The 22,252-nt window shown below is 51.1% G+C and carries 24 protein-coding genes and 1 riboswitch; of the genes, 17 read left to right on the top strand and 7 right to left on the bottom strand.

Annotation, left to right across the window (positions count from 1 at the left end):
• Positions 1–46: 46 nt before the first annotated feature.
• The 3 genes from ABD028_RS10945 (at position 47) to ABD028_RS10935 (ending at position 2,883) form a co-directional block, all read left to right on the top strand.
• Positions 47–1,294 (top strand): Zn-dependent hydrolase, encoded by a 1,248-nt coding sequence (locus tag ABD028_RS10945; RefSeq protein ID WP_343844860.1) that lies wholly within the window; start codon positions 47–49, stop codon positions 1,292–1,294.
• A gap of 520 nt (positions 1,295–1,814) precedes the next feature.
• Complete coding sequence (locus tag ABD028_RS10940; protein WP_102797361.1) at positions 1,815–2,126, top strand: hypothetical protein; 312 nt, start codon at positions 1,815–1,817, stop codon at positions 2,124–2,126.
• 229 nt (positions 2,127–2,355) lie between these two features.
• Positions 2,356–2,883: a YbhB/YbcL family Raf kinase inhibitor-like protein gene (locus ABD028_RS10935; protein WP_343844859.1), complete on the top strand. Its 528-nt coding sequence runs from the start codon at positions 2,356–2,358 to the stop codon at positions 2,881–2,883.
• Between the two features lie 154 nt (positions 2,884–3,037).
• Here ABD028_RS10935 and ABD028_RS23270 read toward each other — a convergent pair whose 3' ends face one another.
• Genes ABD028_RS23270 through ABD028_RS10925 form a run of 3 tightly spaced genes read right to left on the bottom strand, consistent with a single transcriptional unit; the run spans position 3,038 to position 4,156 of the window.
• Positions 3,038–3,241: a PLD nuclease N-terminal domain-containing protein gene (locus ABD028_RS23270; protein ID WP_425542097.1), complete on the bottom strand. Its 204-nt coding sequence runs from the start codon at positions 3,239–3,241 to the stop codon at positions 3,038–3,040.
• Positions 3,242–3,263: 22 nt separating this feature from the next.
• Positions 3,264–3,734: a hypothetical protein gene (locus ABD028_RS10930; protein ID WP_343844857.1), complete on the bottom strand. Its 471-nt coding sequence runs from the start codon at positions 3,732–3,734 to the stop codon at positions 3,264–3,266.
• Positions 3,716–4,156, bottom strand: a complete 441-nt coding sequence (locus ABD028_RS10925) for a T6SS effector amidase Tae4 family protein (RefSeq protein WP_343844856.1) — start codon at positions 4,154–4,156, stop codon at positions 3,716–3,718. Before ABD028_RS10925 ends, ABD028_RS10930 begins: the two co-directional genes overlap by 19 nt.
• A gap of 152 nt (positions 4,157–4,308) precedes the next feature.
• Positions 4,309–4,422: riboswitch (TPP riboswitch) on the top strand.
• 105 nt (positions 4,423–4,527) lie between these two features.
• Between ABD028_RS10925 and thiC the strand changes: the two genes are divergently transcribed.
• The 9 genes from thiC (at position 4,528) to ABD028_RS10880 (ending at position 11,715) form a co-directional block, all read left to right on the top strand.
• Positions 4,528–6,465: a phosphomethylpyrimidine synthase ThiC gene (gene thiC, locus ABD028_RS10920; RefSeq protein WP_343844855.1), complete on the top strand. Its 1,938-nt coding sequence runs from the start codon at positions 4,528–4,530 to the stop codon at positions 6,463–6,465.
• A 1-nt stretch (position 6,466) separates the two neighbouring features.
• Positions 6,467–7,945: a thiamine phosphate synthase gene (gene thiE, locus ABD028_RS10915; protein WP_343844854.1), complete on the top strand. Its 1,479-nt coding sequence runs from the start codon at positions 6,467–6,469 to the stop codon at positions 7,943–7,945.
• Positions 7,938–8,693 carry a HesA/MoeB/ThiF family protein gene (locus ABD028_RS10910; RefSeq protein WP_343844853.1) on the top strand — a complete coding sequence of 252 codons (756 nt, stop codon included), beginning with the start codon at positions 7,938–7,940 and terminating at the stop codon, positions 8,691–8,693. Before thiE ends, ABD028_RS10910 begins: the two co-directional genes overlap by 8 nt.
• Entirely contained in the window at positions 8,684–8,884 is a 201-nt protein-coding gene (gene thiS / locus ABD028_RS10905; RefSeq protein WP_102797369.1) for a sulfur carrier protein ThiS, read from the top strand. Before ABD028_RS10910 ends, thiS begins: the two co-directional genes overlap by 10 nt.
• Before the next feature lie 3 nt (positions 8,885–8,887).
• Positions 8,888–9,655: a thiazole synthase gene (locus tag ABD028_RS10900; RefSeq protein ID WP_343844852.1), complete on the top strand. Its 768-nt coding sequence runs from the start codon at positions 8,888–8,890 to the stop codon at positions 9,653–9,655.
• Positions 9,652–10,770, top strand: coding sequence for a 2-iminoacetate synthase ThiH (thiH, locus tag ABD028_RS10895; protein WP_343844851.1), 1,119 nt, complete (start codon positions 9,652–9,654; stop codon positions 10,768–10,770). The genes ABD028_RS10900 and thiH overlap by 4 nt, the downstream gene beginning before the upstream one ends.
• Positions 10,771–10,834: 64 nt before the next feature.
• Positions 10,835–11,008 (top strand): hypothetical protein, encoded by a 174-nt coding sequence (locus tag ABD028_RS10890; RefSeq protein ID WP_343844850.1) that lies wholly within the window; start codon positions 10,835–10,837, stop codon positions 11,006–11,008.
• A gap of 4 nt (positions 11,009–11,012) precedes the next feature.
• On the top strand, positions 11,013–11,363 hold the full coding sequence (locus ABD028_RS10885; protein ID WP_343844849.1) for a VOC family protein: 351 nt from the start codon (positions 11,013–11,015) through the stop codon (positions 11,361–11,363).
• Complete coding sequence (locus ABD028_RS10880; protein ID WP_343844848.1) at positions 11,338–11,715, top strand: hypothetical protein; 378 nt, start codon at positions 11,338–11,340, stop codon at positions 11,713–11,715. The genes ABD028_RS10885 and ABD028_RS10880 overlap by 26 nt, the downstream gene beginning before the upstream one ends.
• A 300-nt stretch (positions 11,716–12,015) precedes the next feature.
• Here the strand turns inward: ABD028_RS10880 and ABD028_RS10875 are convergent, their stop codons facing one another.
• Positions 12,016–14,094: a TonB-dependent receptor family protein gene (locus ABD028_RS10875; RefSeq protein ID WP_343844847.1), complete on the bottom strand. Its 2,079-nt coding sequence runs from the start codon at positions 14,092–14,094 to the stop codon at positions 12,016–12,018.
• A gap of 367 nt (positions 14,095–14,461) precedes the next feature.
• On the opposite strand from ABD028_RS10875, the gene ABD028_RS10870 reads away from it, so the two are divergent.
• From ABD028_RS10870 to efpL, 3 genes are all read left to right on the top strand, one after another.
• Positions 14,462–15,127, top strand: a complete 666-nt coding sequence (locus ABD028_RS10870) for a TetR/AcrR family transcriptional regulator (protein WP_343844846.1) — start codon at positions 14,462–14,464, stop codon at positions 15,125–15,127.
• A 10-nt stretch (positions 15,128–15,137) separates the two neighbouring features.
• On the top strand, positions 15,138–15,695 hold the full coding sequence (locus ABD028_RS10865; protein WP_343844844.1) for a hypothetical protein: 558 nt from the start codon (positions 15,138–15,140) through the stop codon (positions 15,693–15,695).
• A gap of 211 nt (positions 15,696–15,906) precedes the next feature.
• The gene (gene efpL / locus ABD028_RS10860; protein ID WP_102797380.1) at positions 15,907–16,479 is read left to right on the top strand and encodes an elongation factor P-like protein EfpL; all 573 of its coding nucleotides are present in this window, start codon (positions 15,907–15,909) and stop codon (positions 16,477–16,479) included.
• 144 nt (positions 16,480–16,623) lie between these two features.
• Here the strand turns inward: efpL and ABD028_RS10855 are convergent, their stop codons facing one another.
• From ABD028_RS10855 to ABD028_RS10845, 3 genes are all read right to left on the bottom strand, one after another.
• Complete coding sequence (locus tag ABD028_RS10855; protein ID WP_343844843.1) at positions 16,624–18,300, bottom strand: serine hydrolase domain-containing protein; 1,677 nt, start codon at positions 18,298–18,300, stop codon at positions 16,624–16,626.
• 98 nt (positions 18,301–18,398) lie between these two features.
• Positions 18,399–18,623, bottom strand: a complete 225-nt coding sequence (locus tag ABD028_RS10850) for a type II toxin-antitoxin system RelE/ParE family toxin (protein ID WP_343844841.1) — start codon at positions 18,621–18,623, stop codon at positions 18,399–18,401.
• Positions 18,577–18,804: a damage-inducible protein J gene (locus ABD028_RS10845; protein ID WP_343844839.1), complete on the bottom strand. Its 228-nt coding sequence runs from the start codon at positions 18,802–18,804 to the stop codon at positions 18,577–18,579. Before ABD028_RS10845 ends, ABD028_RS10850 begins: the two co-directional genes overlap by 47 nt.
• A gap of 206 nt (positions 18,805–19,010) precedes the next feature.
• Here ABD028_RS10845 and ABD028_RS10840 point away from each other — a divergent pair, with 206 nt between their 5' ends.
• Both ABD028_RS10840 and secD read left to right on the top strand, forming a co-directional pair.
• Positions 19,011–19,394, top strand: coding sequence for a hypothetical protein (locus ABD028_RS10840; protein WP_343844837.1), 384 nt, complete (start codon positions 19,011–19,013; stop codon positions 19,392–19,394).
• Positions 19,395–19,457: 63 nt separating this feature from the next.
• Positions 19,458–21,965: a protein translocase subunit SecD gene (secD, locus tag ABD028_RS10835; RefSeq protein WP_343844835.1), complete on the top strand. Its 2,508-nt coding sequence runs from the start codon at positions 19,458–19,460 to the stop codon at positions 21,963–21,965.
• Positions 21,966–22,252: the final 287 nt, after the last annotated feature.

Here is a 22,252-nt window from a genome sequence, read left to right as displayed (position 1 = left end):
ACTCTAAACAAAATGCCGAAGATTCACTCAATTCAAAGGAGTTGTTATGAAGCAAGGGTTACAAACCGAACTTAGCCGCCTGCAAAATGATTTACTGGAATTGTCACATATAGGCTATGACCCCGAGTCGAAAGGTGTGTTTCGCTTAGGTTTCACTGAAGCCGATATGCAGGCCAGACGCTGGCTGATTAAAAAATTTGAAGACGAAGGATTTTATGCCCGTATGGACAGTGCCGGTAATGTGATTGGCAGTATGCAGGCAGATGCCAACAAACCGGTGGTGGCGATGGGTTCCCACATAGATTCCGTGCCGGCCGGTGGTATGTTCGATGGCACCTTAGGCGTACTGGCGGGACTGGAATGTATGCGGGTACTAAGAGATAGCGGTCTGGACTATCAGTACCCGTTGGAAGTTTATGCCTTTGCCGAGGAAGAAGGTCGTTTCGGCGGTATGATGGGAGTGCAGGCCATTACCGGCGAACTAACCCCTCAATGGCTGGAAAACGCACACGACGCCAGTCATATCTACCTTAAGGACGAAATGGCTAACTGCGGGCTGAATGCTTTTGATGCTTTAACAGCACGGCTTGACCCTAAACATTTTCGCGCCTTTTTAGAGCTGCATATTGAGCAAGGGCCGGTGCTGGAGCGAATCGGCAAGCCCATTGGCGTGGTGGAGGCCATCTCCGGTGTATATAAGTGGCTGGTCAGACTAATTGGTAAAGCCAACCATGCTGGCACGGCCCCGATGGATATGCGCAGCGATGCCTTTATGGGCCTGGCCGATTTTGCCCATGAGATCCCACGTATTATCAATGAAGAAGGTTCAGACAAAAGCCGCTTGACCGTAGGACGGGTGGAGTTAAAACCCGGCTATGCTCATACGGTACCAGGCGAGGCCGAGTTTACCCTGGTAGGCCGGGATACTGATCCGCAAACCATGCGTAATCTGGCCGATGCTTGTCGTCGGGTACTATCCAGTATTGCCCGTAAACATAATCTGATGTTTGAGTTTGAACAGATGAGCTGGCTGGAGCCACAAGCCATGTCTGACGAGGTTATCCAGGCATTTTGTCAGCAGGCCGAGCATATGGAGCTGGATTATCAAGTGATGCCCAGTGGCGCCGGGCACGACGCCCAGTATATGGCCAGAATCACCCCGACAGGTATGATCTTTGTACCCAGTGTTGGGGGTATCAGCCATGCCCCGGACGAATGGACCCACTGGCAAGACGTGCACACCGGCGCAAACTTGCTGCTACAGACGGCGCTTAAATACGCTCAGGGCACATAGTCACTACATGAGCGACGGAATGAGCTTTGCGTATATTTTGGCAAACCTGACAAATTATACGCATCTCGCTCACCACCCCACAAACATTGATTTTATTGACTTAAATTAAAAAGGCCAGATATCGACCATTTTTAAAACCCAGAATTGTTTTATAAATTCATAACAAAAAACGCCAGAATTTTTAAATCTTCAATACCTTAAACAACAAAATAATTAATTAACATTGATCTAACAAAGCAACTTCCGCTAGCATTTAAGTCAGCCTGCACACACATAACGTTAGTAACCCTCAGGCAATCCAGCTGGTAGTTCAGAGCTGTCGTTTTAAGGTTTCCATGGTACTTACCATCATAGCGAAGCGGACAAAGTGAAGACTAATACAGAGGTTGGTAAGTTTAAAAAATTAAATAAACGCACCATACTTAAAAAGATTTAAATAATTTTTGTATGGAGAGAAAATCTTAACCCTATAAAAACGTAAACAGAGACGGAATTTAATTTAAGAAAAAGGAAGCAGTAAATGGTTAAGGATCTCTTTATTAAATACAACTCCAAATATCACTATTGGGATAATCAGGAAGTTAAGGCCTGGCTAGCAACAAAACAAAAAGGCATGCTCCGTTTTGTGCTACTTGAGGGATTAGTGAAGTGGGGGCTTGTATCTTTCACTATTTTTATTGCCATTTTACTCAGTGCCACAGAAATCGCACTCAGCGATATCCCACTTATTGCAGTGGTGTGGATGTTAGTGGCCTGTTTATATGGGTGTGGAATCTGGCTTGGTACGAACTTGTCGTTTCACCGCCATCAGCAAACACGCGAAAAAGGATGACGTCATACCTCAATCGTATGTCCGCCACCGCCGTTCCAAAACACATGTGCCAAAAGCGGCTTTTTGGCCGTCGCGGTAGTTATCCATCGACGCCATTTAATTTGCTACGCCACAGCAAGTTCCAATTGGTTGAAAAATGACGCAGTCCATTCAACAATAGCTGAGAACGGCAATAGTGCATCGGATCTTTTTTCAATTAAGCAAGATTCCGTACAACAAGGAAACAACTATGTGTAAACGGTTTTTGTCTGTAACAACCCTGCTACTGGCTCTGCCCTTATCTGCACTGGAACTCAGCAGTCCGGATATTCAGGAAGGCCAGCGAATGGCCAAGACTTTTGAATACTCGGGGTTTGGTTGCAGTGGCGAAAATCTGTCGCCGGCCCTGGCCTGGAAAGACGCTCCCGATGGCACCAAGAGTTTTGCCATTACCCTATATGACCCGGACGCCCCAACCGGCAGCGGTTGGTGGCACTGGCTGGCGCTGAATATTCCGGCCGATACCCACAGCCTGCCTCGCGGCGCGTCAGGTAAGTTGGATAAGGTGCTTGAAACCCGCACCGATTACGGCCAGCCCGGTTTTGGTGGCGCTTGCCCGCCGGTGGGCCATGGCATGCACAGATACCAATTTACTATTTGGGCCCTGCCGGATGAAAAGCTGGATTTCCCGGTGGATATCTCCCCTGCGGTGGTGGGTTATACCCTGAACAGCAAAGCCCTGGCCAAAGCCACCTTAACGGCCACTTACGTGCGGTAAGGGATGATACTCACCGCAGAGCCGCAGAGGTCACAGAGTAAAACCGGCGAGTGGAATTAGGTATCTAGCGGTTCTCGGCGACGCCGTGCTTAAGCTTTCTTAGTGGTGGAATATAGATAAGGCGGTATAAACCGCCTTATCTTTTAAAATAAAATTAGCCTCTGCTGCTACTGGCTTTATCAGGGCACAATATATAGGAATAAAATAAATAAAACAGAAAGCCATATATAGGTAGTGCAATTAGCAGAATCGACCAGACTATTTTCCTTTGCCTGCTATGCTGCCGTCTAACAACAAATATGACCGGAAGCAACCAAATTAGAAGGGCCAAACTGATAATAAAAATTGTATCCGCCATTTATTAAATTCACTTACAACAGTTAATGATGAGAAAAAGACCAAAAGTCTTTCTCGTCAGCGCCCGTGTTTTTGCACGTGACGCTATCCTTTATCACCTCTGGAGTTACTTCAATCTGTCCTGCTTTAAACAGCACGCCTTGCCGCATGCTGCCGCATTGCATATCTTCTGACAGATTCCAAAGCGTTCTCTGTCGCTCGTTCAATGCGCTGCCTGCTACCATAAGCACATAATCTACATTGACTTTGGGATAACTAAAGCGCTGTGGTTCACTTGTGCCGCGACGCAGAAAAAAGCAGGGGGGCTCGGGCTTTAGAGACAAAAACTTGGATTCACCATCTTGCAGAAAACGCAACTCACACTTGCCGTTAGCGCTGACTAATTGCAGTTCCATTCCTGCCACATTGGCAGAATCCGTAATATCTGTGGCGCTACAAGAAAAACACATAAATAGCAAAACTGTGCTAATTCTTTTCATCGCTTTATCTCCCAAAACCATACTTCCTGGCCTCGAGAAAAATAATCTGGCGACCCAGCTTTCATTTCTGTGCCGTTCCAAAGATCAATATGATCAGTTGTTCCCCAACCATTCTTAATAAAAACGATCCCTTTCTTTCCTCCAAAGTCACCACTTGTTACCTGTTTTAGTTTTACACAAGCTCCAAACTTAGGGATGTCCGAGTCCATCCAATCAGCTAGTTGTTGAGCGGCTAAAATATGTTTAGGGCTATGTCCAAAGCCCGGATAGCAGCGGCGCTGTGGAAACATCTGATCAAAACCTGATGTATCAACATTTGACAATTCCAGTGCAACTCCCATCCTTATCGCACATTGATTTGTGAACGCCGTTGTGTCACATGGGGAGTTAGGCCAAGGGTGGTTATCCCACAGTGCTTGGAAAGATAATGCAGACATTAATTTCCTCCTTGAATTCAGTCCGTAATCCCATCGTAGACCAAATAATAATATCTAGCAAAAGCGTTATAACTGCCTATGGCAATCTGATAACAGCCAACTTATCCCCCTGTTGCAATATAGGTTTTTCTACCCTTATACTGATTGCAGTTTTTATCTTGTCGGAGTGCTCAGTCCGGTTTACCGGGCGAGCTGAGACCGCATAAGCGGGATCCGTTGAACCTGATCAGGCTAATACCTGCGAAGGGAACAAGAGCGTAACGCCCAGGCCTTAAGCCGTCCAATCTCCCCAAGGGAGAGCGTTTCAAGCGGCGTTACTCTTTACAACACTCCTGACAAGCATTTCAGCCACCTAAAAAAGCGAGAATGCTATGTCAACCAGACGCGAATTACGTCATCAGGCCCAGGAATTTTTAAACGATCTGCAGGGCCAGCCCTACCCCAACTCCAAACGTATTTACCTGCAAGGCAGCCGCGATGATCTGCGTGTTGCCATGCGGGAGATTCAACTGGCCGATACCCTGGTGGGCGGCAGTAAAGAACAGCCGGTATACGAGGCCAATGAGCCGGTACCGGTTTATGACACTTCCGGCCCCTACGGCGATCCCGAAGCCCATATTGACGTGCGCAGTGGTTTGCCGCTGGTCAGGGACAGTTGGATTAGCGAGCGCGATGATACTCAGTATCTGAGTGAAAGCTCCTCCAGCTATGCCAAGGCCCGTGCTGCGGATATCAGCCTGGACGACCTGCGCTTTGAACTTAAACATCGGTCACGGCGTGCCAAACCGGGCAAGTGCGTCACTCAGTTACATTACGCCCGCGCCGGTATCATTACCCCGGAAATGGAATATATCGCCATTCGGGAGAATATGGGCCGTGAGCGGGTCAAAAGTGAGCTGTTAAACAAACAACATCAGGGTGAACACTTCGGCGCTAATCTGCCCGGCAATATCAGTGCTGAATTTGTCCGCCACGAAGTGGCCGAAGGCCGCGCCATTATTCCGGCCAATATCAATCACCCGGAATCCGAGCCGATGATTATCGGCCGTAACTTTCTGGTTAAGGTCAATGCCAATATCGGTAACTCGGCAGTGACGTCCTCCATTGAAGAAGAAGTGGAAAAGCTGGTGTGGTCGACCCGCTGGGGCGCTGATACGGTGATGGACTTATCCACCGGCCGTAATATCCATGAGACCCGCGAGTGGATTTTACGCAACAGCCCGGTGCCCATTGGCACGGTGCCCATCTATCAGGCGCTGGAAAAGGTCAACGGTATTGCCGAAAACCTAACCTGGGAAGTGTTCCGTGACACCCTGCTGGAACAGGCCGAGCAAGGGGTGGATTACTTCACTATCCACGCCGGGGTACTGCTGCGCTATGTGCCCATGACCGCCAAACGTCTGACCGGTATTGTCTCGCGCGGCGGTTCGATTATGGCCAAATGGTGCCTGAGCCACCATCAGGAGAATTTTCTCTACAGCCATTTTCGCGACATCTGTGAGCTGTGTGCGGCCTATGATGTGTCTTTGTCGTTGGGTGACGGCCTGCGCCCTGGCTCAGTGTATGACGCCAATGACGAAGCCCAATTTGCCGAGCTGCGCACTCTGGGCGAACTGACCAAAATCGCCTGGGAATACGATGTCCAGGTGATGATCGAAGGTCCGGGTCATGTGCCGATGCAGCTTATAAAAGAGAACATGACCGAGCAGCTTGAGCATTGCCACGAAGCACCGTTTTATACCCTGGGGCCCCTGACCACCGATATTGCCCCTGGCTACGACCATTTCACCTCGGGTATTGGCGCGGCCATGATTGGCTGGTTCGGCTGTGCCATGCTCTGTTACGTCACCCCCAAAGAACATCTGGGTCTGCCCAATAAAGACGATGTTAAACAGGGTCTGATTACCTACAAAATTGCTGCTCATGCTGCGGATCTGGCCAAAGGCCACCCTGGCGCGCAGATTCGCGACAATGCCATGTCTAAGGCGCGTTTTGAGTTTCGTTGGGAAGACCAGTTCAACCTGGCACTGGATCCACAAACCGCCCGCGCTTACCACGATGAAACCCTACCGCAGGAGTCTGGCAAGGTGGCACATTTCTGCTCCATGTGCGGCCCTAAATTCTGTTCCATGAAGATCACCCAGGAAGTGCGCGACTACGCCGCTGCGCAGGAACAGGCAGGTATCAAATTAACCGGCCTGGACGGTGAGCAGGAAACAGTGCAACTGGGTATGCAGCAGATGTCTGAAGCCTTTAAACAAAGTGGCAGCGAGCTGTATCACCCGGCTAAACCCAAAGCGAGCGTCTGATATGGCCAAACCCATTATCTGGTGCATTGGCGGCTCAGACTCGGGCGGCGGTGCCGGGGTGCAGGCCGATCTGCATACGGTACAGGCGCTGGGCGGCCACGGCTGCACCGTAATCAGCGCTATCACTGCGCAAAACTCGGTGGCGGTCACGCAGGTGCAGCCGGTGCCACTGGAAGTATTAACCAACCAACTTAACAGCCTGGCGGCCGACCTTTGGCCCAATGCGGTTAAAATCGGCATGCTTGGCGATGGCGCACAAATCGCGGCCTTGGCAGAGTTTCTGCAGTGGCTGAAACAACAAGCCAGGCCACCGATGATTATCTGGGATCCGGTGGCCAGAGCCAGTTGCGGCAGCCAACTGGCAGCCTTGCAACTGGCAGACTGCGCACCACTGTTACAAGTGCTGGATATTATCACCCCCAATGCCAATGAACTGGCGCTGTTGACCGGTGTAGAAGCAACAGATGTTGCCAGCCTGCAGGTAGCAGCCAATGTATTGCTGGATCATGGGGTTAAGGCCGTGCTGGTGAAAGGCGGGCATTTGCACTGGACAGGCCAATATTGTCATGACTGGTACCTGAGTCAGACCCATCAATGGCGATTTAGCAGCAAGCGCATTAACACCCTCCATGGTCATGGCACCGGCTGCACCTTTGCCAGCGCTATCGCCACAACATTTGCCCTGGACTATCCAATGGAGGATGCCATTTGTATTGCCAAGGCCTATATCAATCAAGGCCTGCAAGCCGCAGCGGGACTTGGCAAAGGACCCGGCCCGGTGGCCCATCTGGGCTGGCCGCAATCTGGCAGAGACTTCCCTCAGTTCAGCCAGCTAAAGGATAAAGCTAAGCCCTCTGCGCCCTTCGCAGCCATAGACAGCATGAAACTGGGCCTGTATCCGGTGGTAGACAGCCTGGCCTGGGTGGAAAAACTGCTGGCGTGGGGCGTCAGCACCTTGCAGTTAAGAATCAAATCAAACCCAAACCCTGAGCAGGAAGCGCAGATCGCCCAGGCGATCAAACTGGCACGCGAAGCCAATGCCAGATTGTTTATTAACGATCACTGGCAACTGGCCATTAAACACGGGGCTTACGGTGTGCATCTGGGTCAGGAAGATTTGCAGGATGCCGACCTGGTTGCCATTCAACAGGCCGGATTGCGCCTCGGCATTTCTACCCATGGTTATGCCGAGATCCAGCGCGCTATCAGCTATCAGCCTTCTTATATTGCGCTCGGGCATATTTTTGCAACCCGCACCAAGAACATGCCTTCCAGACCTCAAGGCTTAACCCGCTTAAGTCGTTACGTGCAACTGCTGCAAGATATCCCCTGCGTGGCCATTGGCGGCATCAGTGTGGAGCGGGTAGATGCGGTGGCTGGCACCGGGGTAGGCAGCATTGCTATGGTCACCGCCATTACCGAGGCGGCGCAGCCCGAGCAGGTAGTCCGGCAGCTGCTGACGAGGCTTAATTATGCTTAATGATCAAGATTTTATGCGTTACAGCCGGCATTTGTTGCTGGAAGATATCGACGAATCCGGTCAGCAAAAATTAAAGCAGGCCCGCATTCTGATTGTCGGACTGGGTGGCCTGGGCAGTATCGCCGCGCAATATCTGGCCGGAGCCGGTGTCGGGCAGTTGCTGCTGGCCGATGGTGACAAAGTGGATGTGACTAATCTGCACCGCCAGCCTTTGTACGACAATTTCAGTCTGGGCGCTAACAAAGCCCGCCAGGCACAAAAGCGCCTGCAGGCGGTGAACCCCAATATCCGCATTGAAGCACTGGACAAAAAACTGCACGCCGACCACTTACCGGCGCTGGTGAGTGACTGCCAGTTGGTGCTTGACTGCACCGATAATATGACCAGCCGCCAGGCCATCAATGCCGCCTGCTACCAGGCGGGTAAGCCGTTGTTGGTGGGGGCAGCCATACGTTTTGAGGGGCAGTTTCTGGCCTTGCACCCGCATAGAAATCATGGCTGTTACCGCTGCTTGTACGAACCGACGCAAAGCCCGTCGCTGAATTGTGCCAATAGCGGCATCGTCGGCCCGGTGGTGGGCATCATCGGCCTGATGCAGGCGTTGGAAGCCATCAAATTCCTGACCGGTGCCGGGCAGGTGCCCTTTGGTCAGCTTAAGTTATTCGATGCTAAAGCCCATCAATGGCAAAGCCTGACGCTGGCCAAAGCCCTGCAATGTCCGGTCTGTGGAGATACCTTATGCAACTGATGATTAACGATATGCCGCAACAATTTGCACAGCCGCTCAGTATCGCAGACTTGCTGCAAACCCTGGCTCAGCCACAAAACGGCATAGCGGTGGCACTGAATCAGCAAGTGGTCAGTAAAAGTCAGTGGCCGCACACCCAACTGAAAGACCATGACCGCATTACCCTGTTTAAAGTCGTCGCCGGAGGATAACCGATGCTGACCATTGCCAATACCCAATTTTCTTCGCGCCTGTTAACCGGCACCGGCAAGTTTTCCAGCGCCCAGAACATGCAGGCGGCCCTGTCGGCCAGTGGCACCGAACTGGTCACTCTGGCCCTTAAACGCCTGGACCTGGTTGCACAAAAAGACGATATCCTGGCGCCACTGCAGGAACTGGGGGTAAGACTGCTGCCCAATACCTCAGGGGCAAAGACCGCCGAGGAAGCCATCTTTGCCGCCCACCTGGCCCGCGAAGCGCTCGGCACTCACTGGCTGAAACTGGAGATCCACCCGGATCAGCGCTACCTGTTGCCCGACCCTATTGAAACCCTGAACGCCGCCAGGCAACTGGTTAAAGATGGCTTTGTGGTGCTGCCCTATTGCGGAGCCGATCCCGTACTTTGTCAGCGCTTGCAGGAAGTAGGCTGCGCGGCGGTCATGCCGCTGGGCGCGCCGATTGGCTCCAATCGCGGCCTGTTAAGCAAAGATTTTCTGGAGATCATTGTTGAACAAAGCCAGGTGCCGGTGATAGTCGATGCCGGTATTGGCGCGCCCAGTCATGCCGCCCATGCCATGGAACTGGGGGTGGATGCAGTACTGGTGAATACCGCCATTGCCGTTTCGCCAGACCCAATTGCCATGGGCAGGGCATTTAAACAAGCGGTAACAGCTGGTCGCATGGCCTATCAGGCAGGTCTTGGTGCGGTACAGCGCAATGCCATGGCTTCCAGCCCACTGACTGATTTTCTGGACCAGCTATGAGCTTTGCCAAGCAACTGGCCCAGTGGGACTTTGACGATGTAACTCTGCAGATCCATGCCTGTACCGCCAATGACGTACAACGGGCACTGAACAGCACCAGACCAGGTCTGAAAGACTTTATGGCGCTGATATCCCCGGCTGCCGAACCTTTTTTAGCGCACATGGCCCGGCTTTCCTATGCCCGTACCCGTCAGCGTTTTGGTAATACCCTGCAATTTTACATCCCCTTGTATCTGTCGAATCTGTGCGCCAATGACTGTACCTATTGTGGCTTTTCCATGAGCAATAAGCTCAGGCGTAAAACCCTGGATCTGGCAGAGATTGAAGCCGAGTGCCAGGCCATCAAGTCCATGGGCTTTGACTCTGTGCTGGTAGTCACCGGGGAGCACGAAACCAAGGTGGGCATGGCGTATTTTCGCCAGGCCATACCACTGATAAAACGCCATTTCAGCTATTTGAGCATGGAAGTACAGCCACTGGCTGAAGCCGAATACCTGGAGTTATGCCAGCTTGGGCTGGATGCCGTACTGGTGTATCAGGAGACCTATCGGCGCCGCACTTATGCCAGGCACCATTTAAAAGGTAAAAAAATGGACTTTGACTGGCGTCTGGATACCCCGGAACGTTTAGGCCGGGCCGGAGTGGATAAAATGGGTTTGGGGGTGCTGATTGGCCTGGATGACTGGCGTACCGACAGTTTTTTTGCCGCCCTGCATCTCAAATATCTGCAAAAGACGTACTGGCGCAGTCGTTACTCACTGTCGTTTCCACGGTTGCGACCATGCTCTGGAGGCTTAACAGATAAAACCCAGATGACCGACAAACAACTGGTGCAGCTTATTTGTGCTTACCGGCTGTTAGATAGCGAGGTGGAATTGAGTTTATCCACCCGTGAGTCGGCGCAGTTTCGCGACAAGCTTCTGCCCCTGGGTATTACCAGCTTAAGTGCCGGGTCCAGCACCCAACCAGGCGGCTATGCCGGCGGCGAAACGGCGCTGGAACAGTTTGAAATTGACGATGCCAGAACGCCAAAGGATGTTGCCAATGCGGTGCGCCGCGCCGGTTTACAGCCGGTCTGGAAAGATTGGGAGCGCAGCTATTCACAGACCGGCTGAAATGCTGGACGCCGGGCCTGACTGCGTTAGACTGAGAAGGATTATCGGAAAACAAGGATTTCAAATGACCCGGGAACAAATGATTATTGCCCTGAAAGACGCTGAAGCCAAATTTAAGCGTAATCAGGAAATTGCCGAAGAAACCTGGCCGGTGGGTTCGCCCTTTCTGGAGATGGCCCGTCAGCAGGCCGCGCATATTCTGCAAAAGGAAATCTGCGCCGTCTTTGAGCAGGAATAAAAGCATGGCTGAGCATCACAAAATTAACTATCTGGAGCTGCCGGCTAAAGATTTAGAAGGCACCAGGGCATTCTTTGCTCAAGTGTTTGGCTGGCAGTTTGTTGATTACGGGCCGGATTATACCTGCTTTACCAATGGCGGCATGGACGGTGGCTTTTACCGGGCAGACACTTGCGCTTCGGTGGCCAGCGGCAGTGTGTTGATGGTGATTTACAGCAAGGCACTGGAAGACTCACAACAGGCGGTGCAACAAGCCGGCGGTGAGATTATTAAACCCATCTTTGCCTTTCCCGGTGGGCGGCGCTTTCATTTCAGCGATCCTAGCGACAATGAATATGCGGTCTGGTCTGAATAATACCTGGCGTGCGCATGTGGCGGTAATCGGCTTGCTGTTTTGCACCAGCACTCTGGCTGATTGCCTGAAGGACGCTGAAGGTCAGGTGATCTGCGGGCTGGGGAGTTGTGCCAGGGATGCCGCCGGGCAGGTATTTTGCTCGGCCTTTAAAGATGGCGAAGCCATTCGTAACCGTATGGGCGAAGTGTTATGCGGCAAAGGCCAGTGCCGTATTGACCAGAATATGCAGGCCTGGTGTGCCACCAGCCAGGGGGGCGGCGCCGACCGTGACCGCAATGGCAAAGTGCTGTGCCTGAACGGCTGTGAACCGGCCAGCAAGGCAATGTGCGAACAAACCGCTGCCACCCCCTGAGCTCATAACAGACGCAAGCTAGAAGATGGAAGTGTCAGACTCTGGCGATCCTGTGGGTTGGATTTCAATCCGACATCTCCAAAAGCGCGTGTTTACGGTGTGCCAGCAACGCCGACATACCATCCATCCCTGGATATCGTCGACGAATGCTCCTGCAACGCCAACATACCATCCATCCCTGGATATCGTCGACGAATGCTCCTGCAACGCCAACATACCATCCATCCCTGGATATAAAAACGCTCCCATTGGGAGCATTTACACGCCCCCCGTTTAGGGTGGCGAATCTATCCGGTCCAATCAGAAGCGATAACGCAGCCCGACTTCCAGCGAGCGTTCAGGACCCACATAGATCCCTTCACGCATCCCCGTGATATAGCGCTTATCGGTTAGGTTTTTGACCGAACCAAACAGACTCAGCGCGCTGCTGACATTATATTGGCCCACCAAATCCAGCACAGTGTAGGCTGGGATCAAGCCTCCCCAGATCCCCCCTGCGGCATTGTCAGGAATATCTATCTGGTTGGTAGGGTCGCCATACTGCTCACCTCGGTAATGGGCAGACAGGGTGCTGATAAAGTCCCCCTGACTGTAATTCAGGGCCAGATTAGCCAGCCACTTTGGCGCATAAGGTAAACGGTTACCTTTGTTATCGCCGGTTCTGAATTCCGATTTTGGTACCCAGGTAGCGTTTGTGTCGAGGCTGAAGCCAGCCCCTAACTGATACGCCAACTGGAATTCCATGCCCTGATGCTGGGTTTCACCACCATTGGATTGCGACAGGTTAGGATCACTGTTGCCCGTAACCACCTGGTTGCTGAAGTCCATATAAAATGCCGCTACTTCATAGCTCAATGCGCCATCGGCACCACGGATACCCGCTTCATAATTAACCGAACGCTCGCCATCCAGGTTTTGATCGGTCAGGCCGTCCAGCGCAACGCCATTAGAGGCAGGTGAAAAGGCCTTATACACGCCACCAAATAGCTGCGCGCTATCACTAAGTCCATAGGTTGCACCAACACCCGGCAAAAACTCAGTATTTGAAGTTTTCTCTGAAGCATTATTCTGTGTCAGAATCACACGTTCCTGCTCGTAAGATTCCACCCGGATACCAGGTGTAACAGCCAGGCGTTCATTTAGTTGAATACGTGTTTGCGCGTAGGCAGCAACGCTATCGGCCGAGTCAATCCGATGGCGATCATTGGTACCGGTGCGGTCCTGCGCTCTTGTGGCGCGAATACGGGTGTCGTTGCTTTCTTCCTGCATAAAGCGCAGACCCAATTCACTGCGGGCCGCGCTACCGAACAGCTGATGTTCCAGAGTCAGGCGGGTTTCCACCCCAAAACGCTCAAAAGAGCGATTGTTTCCTGTCAGGTTATCGGTATACACCCAGCGACCCGCCGCATTGGAAGCAGCACTGTCAACGCTGTAACGCCAGTAGTCACGGGTAACGTCACTCCAGTAAATCAATGACTTTAGGGTCGCCGCATCTGTCAGGCGCCATTCATGATTAAGATCAAAAGCTTTTCTGTCAGTCAGAAAATAGTCATCCGGCGCCGGATTGTAATCAGCGCCGGCCTGATAATCTTCCAGCAACAAACCACGGTAGGAAATATTGGCATCATTGTCATACCAGGAAAATTTCATCCCCAGAGAATGGTTCTGATTGAGAGCTGCGCCCGCTTTAACCATCACATCTTTCATGTCATAGTCTTTATCCATAAAGCCGTCGCTCTTGGCATAAGTGGCTACCAATCCGGCAAAGGCATCACCAGACTGACTGCGGCCCCCTGCCTCAACATTCACCTCGCGCATGTTAAACGACCCTAGCCTGGTCGCCACTTCCACTCCGTCATCCGGTGTTTTGGTCTGATAGTTCACCACGCCGCCAATGGTAGAAGGGCCATAGCGAAGTGAAGCAGAGCCTTTGAGCACTTCCACCCGTTCCACCCGTTGAATACGCGGGTTAAAGTAGCGGTCATTGCCGATAAACAACCCTGGTGCAACAGGCACACCATCCTCCAGCAACAAGGACTTAGACTCACTGGCCGACAGGCCACGAATACCGAAGTTGGAAACTATTGAGGTCTCTTCCTCCGATTTAAGATTGATCCCGGCAATACGGCGCAGCACGTCTTCGGTGGAGAGCGGCTGAATACGTTCAATTTGCTGGCGTTCTATCACTACTACTGAGCCAGTCTGCCTGTGCAGATCGGCTTGATTACCGCTTATTGTGATCACCTCAATCGTCGGCATTGGCGAGCTTTTGCCGGGTTCGGCCTGCTGATCAGATTGCGCCAGAGCCGACACCGGCAATAAGGCTGAGGCAATAGTAATAACCAGTCTTGAACGCTGGCTGGCCAGTTTTGTGTGCATGTTTGAGTTCCTTAGACATTAAATAATGATTTCGGCTGTATGGCGTCCAACCAAAGCGAATTTGCGAGCGCATTCTATAGCCTGTGTAGATGGGAAATTTTAGATAAAAACGATAATTATTGTCAATTTGTTACACACTTAGATAAGGGCTATGCCTGCTTTATGCAATTGCAGTCAGACTCGTTGCATTGCAACAAATGGTTAGCTAAAGCGATTTTTATAGCGCCGCAAATACCAATCTATGGGCGAATATGGATTGCGGTTTACCGGCTCTGCCCGTCGTATGGATACCTGCAGGCAGGAAGCGCCAGCCAGCACCAATTACTGAACGATTGCGTTCCATAATTGACGGTGCTACCTTGCCATTATGTATTCAACCTTGAGTGGGAATAATGGCAAGAGCAGGCAGGCCGGTAGACACGCAACGTACCGAATTGGTATTACAGGCTGTTGGCGAGCTGGTGATAGAAAAAAAAAAGCCATTGCTGGTTTGTCTATGGAAGGCATAGCCAAACGTGCCGGTGTATCCAAGGTCACCCTGTATCGCCGTTACACTGATTTGCCCGGCCTGATTATGGCCTATGTGAATTTTCATACCGACCAGGCCCTGCACGCAGCCCCACAACTTGCCAAGCCACCGGCACCCCTGACCGACAGACAGGCACTACAAGACCACCTATCGGCACTGGGCTATCAGGTGCTTTGCCTGATCACCCGGCCCGATGTGGTGCTGTTTGACAATGCCGTCAGCGCTGCGCAGCGGCAATATCCCGATATAGCTGCCGCCTTGTATCAGGCCGGTCCGGCCAAAGTCCTGAGTACCTTGTCGAAAAACCTGGCGGATTATCTGACCGAGCATCACCTGAGTATTGAAGCTGACGCCGCTGCTCAGATGCTTTTCGCGCTGTGGAAAGGTGGCTTTTATGAAGAGCTGCAAATGACCGGGCGGATGCGCTTATCGCCTAAGGCTTTACAAGAGCACGTGAACAGTCGAACCGGCTGGTTTCTGGCCATGCTACAAGCAGACAGTTAAAGGAGCGAATATGCGTCAATTGTCGATGCCCAAATCCTTGCACGAAGTCTTTGGCCAGCAGCAAACCCTGGCTGAAATTACCATAGTGCTGCTGTTCTCCCTGCTCGGCACTTGTTGTATTTACTATCAGTATGCACTTTCGGCAACCCCGGTCAGCCCCTGGAAGCTGCTGTTGGGTCTGCTTATCATTGCCGATATTCTGGCCGGTTTTGTGGCGAACTTCAGTCGTGGAACAAATAACTACTATGCCGTACGCCCCACCAGCCGTCTGGTGTTTATTGCCATTCACCTGCATCTGCCGCTGGTCGCCTGGCTGCTGCAGGCCGATATTGGCGCTGCCACCCTGATCTGGCTTGTGACCATCCTCTTTGCCCTAAGCGTCAATGCCCTGCATCGCTCGTCTTTGCAACTGTTTGTGGCCGGAGCGCTGGCGGGTATCGGCGTACTGCTGGTATTACTGCTTAACCTGCCGCTCTGGTTTACCCTGGTTGCGCTGTTCTTTATGCTCAAAGTCATGTTCAGCTTTGCCGTTGATCATTACCCACACAGTGTCAGGGAGCAGCCATGAAATATCATATCGTGCCCCTCACTGCGTCCCATAAAGATGAATGGACGGCATCAGTATCATGTCGATGTTTCATCCTAATAGTCAGCGACATCCTTCAACGCCCAGCGGTGAATTAAACACCCGCCGGTGAATATTCCATATTCAGCAACTCAGAGTTGCATTAAAATAGCGGCTTTTATTGTTCAGCCCAGTTTGCAACCAGGACATCGCAATGCCTAAAGCCAGTGAAATCAAAAAGAATTCCACCATCGTATATAACAACAAGACCTGTATCGTTCGTGATATCGAGCGCTCCGTGCCTCAGGGCCGTGCAGGTGGCAGCATCTACCGTATGCGTATGTACGACGTAGTCACAGGTGCCAAGTTTGACGAAACCTTTAAAGATTCCGATATGCTGCAACTGGCTGATCTGGTGCGTCGTCAGGCCATGTTTTCTTATATCGACGGTGACGAGTATGTGTTCCTGGATAAGGAAGACTACACACCTTACAGCCTGAACAAAGATGCCATCGCCGAAGAGATTTTGTTTATCAATGAAGAAACCGATGGTATTCAGGTATTGATCGTCAGCGACGTGCCAGTGGCCCTGGACTTGCCCATCAGCGTGGAACTGGAAGTGGTAGAAACCGATCCATCGATTAAGGGGGCGTCGGCCACCTCGCGCACCAAACCGGCCAAGTGCTCCACCGGCCTGGTGGTGCAGGTGCCTGAATATATCGCTACCGGCGAATGGATCCGTGTGAATATTGAAGAACGCAAGTTTCAGGGACGGGCGGACAGATAAGCTCGTCTATCTGAGACTAACAAGCCCGGCGTTGCCGGGCTTTCTGCATTTAGGCTACTCACTCGAAGCCGTTATACAAAATGCAGTAAGTGCAGAGACTCAGCTCCTGCAAGACCATTTCAGTTGTATCCTGACAAAGTGTATTTAATCAACCTTTTCGAAGACCAACTCTTGCAAATCAAATGCATTGATACGAATTTCTGTTGTATCTCTGGAGATATTTCTTCCCTCCATGGAGAGCAAATGTTGTTTGTTCCCCAAAAATCTACCCTGACCAATTGGAATTAAATGAACTTTAGGAAGCTTAGGATGGATTGCATAAAGCTGTCCATTTTCACTTACAAATTTATAAGTAAAAAGCATATCTTTGCTGAAAAAATCACCAGCAAAATTCAATACTTCTTCATCTGTTAATTTAACCTCAGTTTTTTTGTAAAGCGCTGTTTCATCCCCTGAAGGCCAAATCCACCTAGCTAAACTATGTGATTCGTCAAAACCATTTAAAAAGTTAATTTTAATACCACGGTTTGGTATGTGAAATACATTATCCTGAAGGGGAAATATCTCTTCCATTCCTAATTGGTAAGACACCAAAAAAAATCTGCCACCATCTTCAAAGAATAATATTTTCTCAATTCCATCCAACTCATAAACACCAGCCTTCCTTGTGAAGTCCATTATTTGCTTTGACAGCTCTTTTATTTTCGATAGTTCAGCCAGTTCACTACTGACTATATGTTCTGAATGCAAGGCAATGGACTTAAGCTCTTGCAACAAGCTGTATATGTCTACATCATCTATATTACAGAATATTGCAATAGACATTCCTGAGCTTGGTGAACGAGAGTATACTGACCTATATCCTCCCCATGCCCCATTGTGCTCATAAGAGACATCGTCTCCATCACCTAGCACCCATATCCCATAACCATAAGGAATTAGCATGCCACTATTCAACTGCCCCTTTTTCTCAAGCAGTTTAATTAATTTCTTTCCTCCAACTTTTCCAGATGAAAAATTCTTATTCCATTTCGATATATCATTAATGGAAGTCAGCAAACCTCCAGGACCGGCCATATTCAATTTGGGGGTATTTTTTCTGTAAAAATTGATTGTTTTACTGTAGGCATCGGCTCGATCAGAAATAATGGTATCGTGTTCTTCTAAAAATCTCGTGTTCGTCATAGAAAGACTATCGAAGATGTGCCTTTTGGTAAACTGACCAAGCGAAAGACCAGTAACACGCTCGATTATCATTGCAGCTAAAAAATATCCAGAGTTAGTGTATTTGAAGCTTTCGCCACTTGGGAATTCCACATCAGTTTGACGCGCAATGAGAGCAAGTATATCAGCCTTACTTATTGGCTGTGAAAAACCAATACCCTCCAGCTCAAGTAAGGAGGTGAAGTTTCGAATTCCACTGGTATGATTCAGAAGATCTTTTATTAAAATTTCCTTTTCATATTTTGGCATTTCCGGAATATACTTTCGGATATTGTCTTGTAGAGATATTTTCCCTTGCTGAGACAAAAGCAAAATGGCGCTCGCAGTGAATTGCTTTGAAATAGACGCAATATCAAAAACTGTGTTGGCTGTTATAGGGACTTTATGTTCCACATTTGCATAACCCTTTGCCCCTGAAAAAACGAGCGCCTCTCCACTCCAAATACCAACACCGCACCCGCCAGTATCATTTGGTATCGACTGACTTAAAGCCTGATTGAGTTTAGCAGCTTGGTTACTGGATATATCCTGCCCATGCGTAGAACTCGCAACACCAAAAGCAACTAGCAAAAAAACGCTACCTAGCCATTCATTCATATAGCACTATCCTTGTAATAAAACACCGCATTAACACATAAGCATATCCGCAGGGCAACAGGTGGGATGACCTGAACTCAGACTAGCCACAAATTCCGTCAGCTATCTATTGGAAATTTCTGCTTCTGATGTAAAACACGCATTATATAAATGCGTTCATTGTCTGCCCAGTAGGATACGACAACACAGACTACAGGGATAATCAGTAGTCGTCCTCTCGGCCCTTCTCTTTGTACCCCCTTCAATGGCTGGGACAACAGGTTTTCGACTTTACGTTCAATGATTAAATCCGTTTCTTCTGCTGCCGTTATCCAGCTTTGCAAATGCCTGGTTAACTTGTTCCGTCAACCAGGCATCGAGCTCCATGGCCTTTAGCTGCTGAGCAGCCAACTCTTCAGTAAGCTGACGACATGCCTCGCTTAAAGTACGCCCCAGGCTTTCGATCATCGTTTGCGCGAGACGTTTTGTTTGTTCGGAAACCCGAAACTGAATACGTGTATCCATAATGATACTCCTCATCATGTACACACAAGCGTTAGCGCACACGAAGCGAGACAGACAACCAACCAGCAAAGCGCCAGGGCAATGAATAACCGGAGCAAACTAAATCGAAGTCTCCCTGAGAAACCCACGCTCAATCAACGCTGAAAAATTCACCCGCTTTTTATCTAGCGCTCCTGTATAGTAGCGCCTGATTTATTGGAGTTCTGATGCACCACACGCCCAACCAAACAATGACCAGTCGCATGGCTTCGCTGTTTTCAGCGATGCTGATGGCGATTCTTGTGCTGGGTGTGTCGGTCGGTTCTACGCCGACTGCCCGTGCAGAGTTGCTGCAGCATGACTCCTCGCAAGTACAGCCCTTTAGCCAATGGGCCACGGTCACCGTACGCGCCAGTAAATCGGCTGCCGTCGGCAAAGAACGCCACGACGGTGGCAACGATATTGAGCAAGGGCTGACAGGCTGTCGGCTCAAAAGCTTCGCCCCGCAGGTTACTGCTGCGCTGGCTTCGACCAGTAACAACGCCGCCGTTACCTGCTATGGCATTCCACAGGCCAGAGCACCGCCAGTTCAGTCATTCTTCACCGCTTGATTAATCAGCCGCCTTGCTAAGCAGCGCGGCTGCTTGTGCATTTTGTATTTTGAAGGATGACTGATGAACGTATTTTCCATGCGTGCCCTTGGGTACGTACTTATTATGCTGCTCGGCCTGCTAAGCGCCGCACCAAACCTGCTGCCGTTATCGGTGGCGAACAAATTACCGGATTGGTATAGCCACAATACCCTGGCTTTGGGCCTGGACCTTCAGGGCGGCTCTCACCTGCTGCTGGAAGCCGACACTCAGGCCTTATTGAACCAACAGTTGGATGACGCCAATGACCAGTTGCTGGAGGCATTAAGACAACAACATATCCGCTACAGTCGCAGCGACAACGGCCAGCCGCAGCAGCGCAGCATTGTGCTCAAGGATGTCAGCCAGTGGCCACAGGTGTCGCAACTGGCGGCTAATATTCACCAGCAAAGCAATGGTCGCAGCGGTATCAGCCTTGAACTGCAAGGCAATAAAGTGGCACTGCGACTAACAGAAGCCTATCAGCAGGCGCTATTGAAAGACGCCATAGATCGCAGCCTGGATGTGGTCAGAAAACGCCTGGATGAAACCGGCTTAACCGAGCCCAGTATTACCCGCCAGGGTAAAGACGCGATCCTGGTGCAAATGCCGGGGGTCAGTGACCCACAACAAATCAAAGCCCTGCTGGGTACCACGGCGCAAATGAGTTTTCATTGGCAACAGCCTTCCCCCATGGGGGCGCTGCTGGTAAAAGACCGCGCGGGTAACCCCTACTATCTGGAAACCAGGGTAGCGCTGGAAGGCACCCATATTGTCGATGCCCAGGCCGCCTTTAGTCAGGAAAGTGGCCAGCCGGTGGTCAACTTCAAACTCGACAGCCAGGGCGCCAAGTTGTTTGGCGATATGACCAAAAGCAATATTGGCCGGGTACTGGCCATCGTGCTGGACGATGAAGTCGTCACCGCACCGGTTATCCGTAGTACCATTCCTGGCGGGCGCGGTGAAATCAGCGGCAGCTTCAGTATGGCCGAGGCCCACGATGTGGCGCTGATGCTGCGTACCGGTGCCCTGCCCGTGCCCCTGACTGTGGTGGAAGAACGCACCGTTGGGCCGGATTTGGGTAGTGACGCCATTCAGATGGGCGTGACCACAGGTATTCTTGGCGCAGCGCTGGTATTGGTGTATATGCTGGCCACCTATGGCCGCTGGGGCCTGATTGCCTGCGTGGGGCTGAGCGTTAATATCGGCCTGGTGTTTGGCTTACTCAGCCTGTTTGGTGCCACACTGACCTTACCGGGTATTGCCGGGTTAATACTGACCATAGGTATGGCGGTGGACGCCAATATCCTGATTAATGAACGTATCAAGGAAGAAACCCACAAAGGCAGACCGGCAGGTATGGCCCTAAAAGCCGGCTTTGACAAAGCCTTCGCCACTATTATTGATTCCAACCTCACCACCTTAATTGCCGTCAGTCTGCTATTTATGTTTGGTAGTGGCCCGGTCAAAGGCTTTGCCGTAACTATTGCGCTGGGCCTGCTCACCTCACTGTTTACCTCCGTTTCCCTCACTCGTGTGTTGATGCAGTGGCAGGTTAAAGGCAAGGAGCGCCAGCCGATGCCAATGGGCGGATTGGATATCAGTCGCTGGATGCCGAAGCAGGAAGTGAATTTCTTACGTGGCAAAGTGCCGGCTCTGTGCGTGTCGGTAGCCCTGACACTCTTATCCATCGGCCTGTTTTTTAAACCTGGCCTGCACTACGGTGTGGATTTTACCGGCGGCATTATGATGGAAGTGCAGGCACCGGGTATGGCGGTGGACGACTTGCGCTCGGCCATTGAAAACCCGGGCTTAGGCGATGTGGCCATTCAGGAATACGGTGCTGAGCATGAGTTTTTACTACGCACTGCTAACAGCAGTGGTGACAGCCCTGCTCCCATGGTGGTGGAACAGTTGAAGGCCACCATTGTGGCGGCCAACCCCGACGCCAGCTTTGCCAAGGTAGATGTGGTGGGCCCCAAAGTCAGCGGCGAATTTGCCGATTTATCCATGTTGGCCCTGTTGATTGCCGGGGCTGGCATGCTGGTGTATTTGTGGGTACGTTTTGAATCGCACTTTGCCGTGGCCGCACTGGCGACCATCGGCCTGGATTTAACCAAAACCATCGGCTTCTTTGCCCTGACCGGCATCGAATTTAACCTCACCGCCGTGGCCGCGTTGCTGGCCTTGCTGGGGTATTCCATAAACGACAAAGTGGTGGTGTTTGACCGGGTAAGGGAGCTGTTCCGGCTGGAACCCGAGGCCGATATTGATAGTTTGATGAACCGCGCGGTGACCTCAACCTTAACCCGCACTATTTATACTTCGCTGACCACCTTACTGGCACTGCTGCCCATGGGCCTGGCCGGTGGCGACGCGGTAAACAGCTTTGCCCTGCCGATGCTGTTTGCGGTGGTAATCGGCACCTCCTCCACTATTTTTATCGCCACACCAATTCTGTCGATTTTAAGTAAACGCCGCGCCGCCAAAGGCAAACCTCAGCTTCGCCCCACCGCTGAGGAGATCCAACAAGAGCTGGCGCATTTACCTTAGATTAAGAATTACGTCTGTAGCGCCTCTGTGGTGTAAAAGCAAAAATAAACCACAGAGGCACAGAGATCACAGAGTGGTTGAAGGTGATGACTACTCTGCGGGTTTTTCTCTGCGCCTCAGCGCCACCGCGAGAAGCATTCATTCAGCCTTCACTCTCGCAGAGCCGCTGAGTTCGCCAAGAAAAAGCACTGAAACCTCAGTGAATCTCCGTGCCCTCCGCGTCTTATATGGACTCCCTCGGTGTTGTCAACGAGATCGCATTGAAAACCAGATCAGATGCGGACTTA

Origin of the sequence: Bowmanella denitrificans, assembly GCF_039522935.1 — a bacterium.
Lineage (GTDB): Bacteria > Pseudomonadota > Gammaproteobacteria > Enterobacterales > Alteromonadaceae > Bowmanella > Bowmanella denitrificans.
The sequence above is the reverse complement of the archived record's forward strand: the minus strand, read 5'-3'. Positions and strand labels throughout refer to the sequence as shown.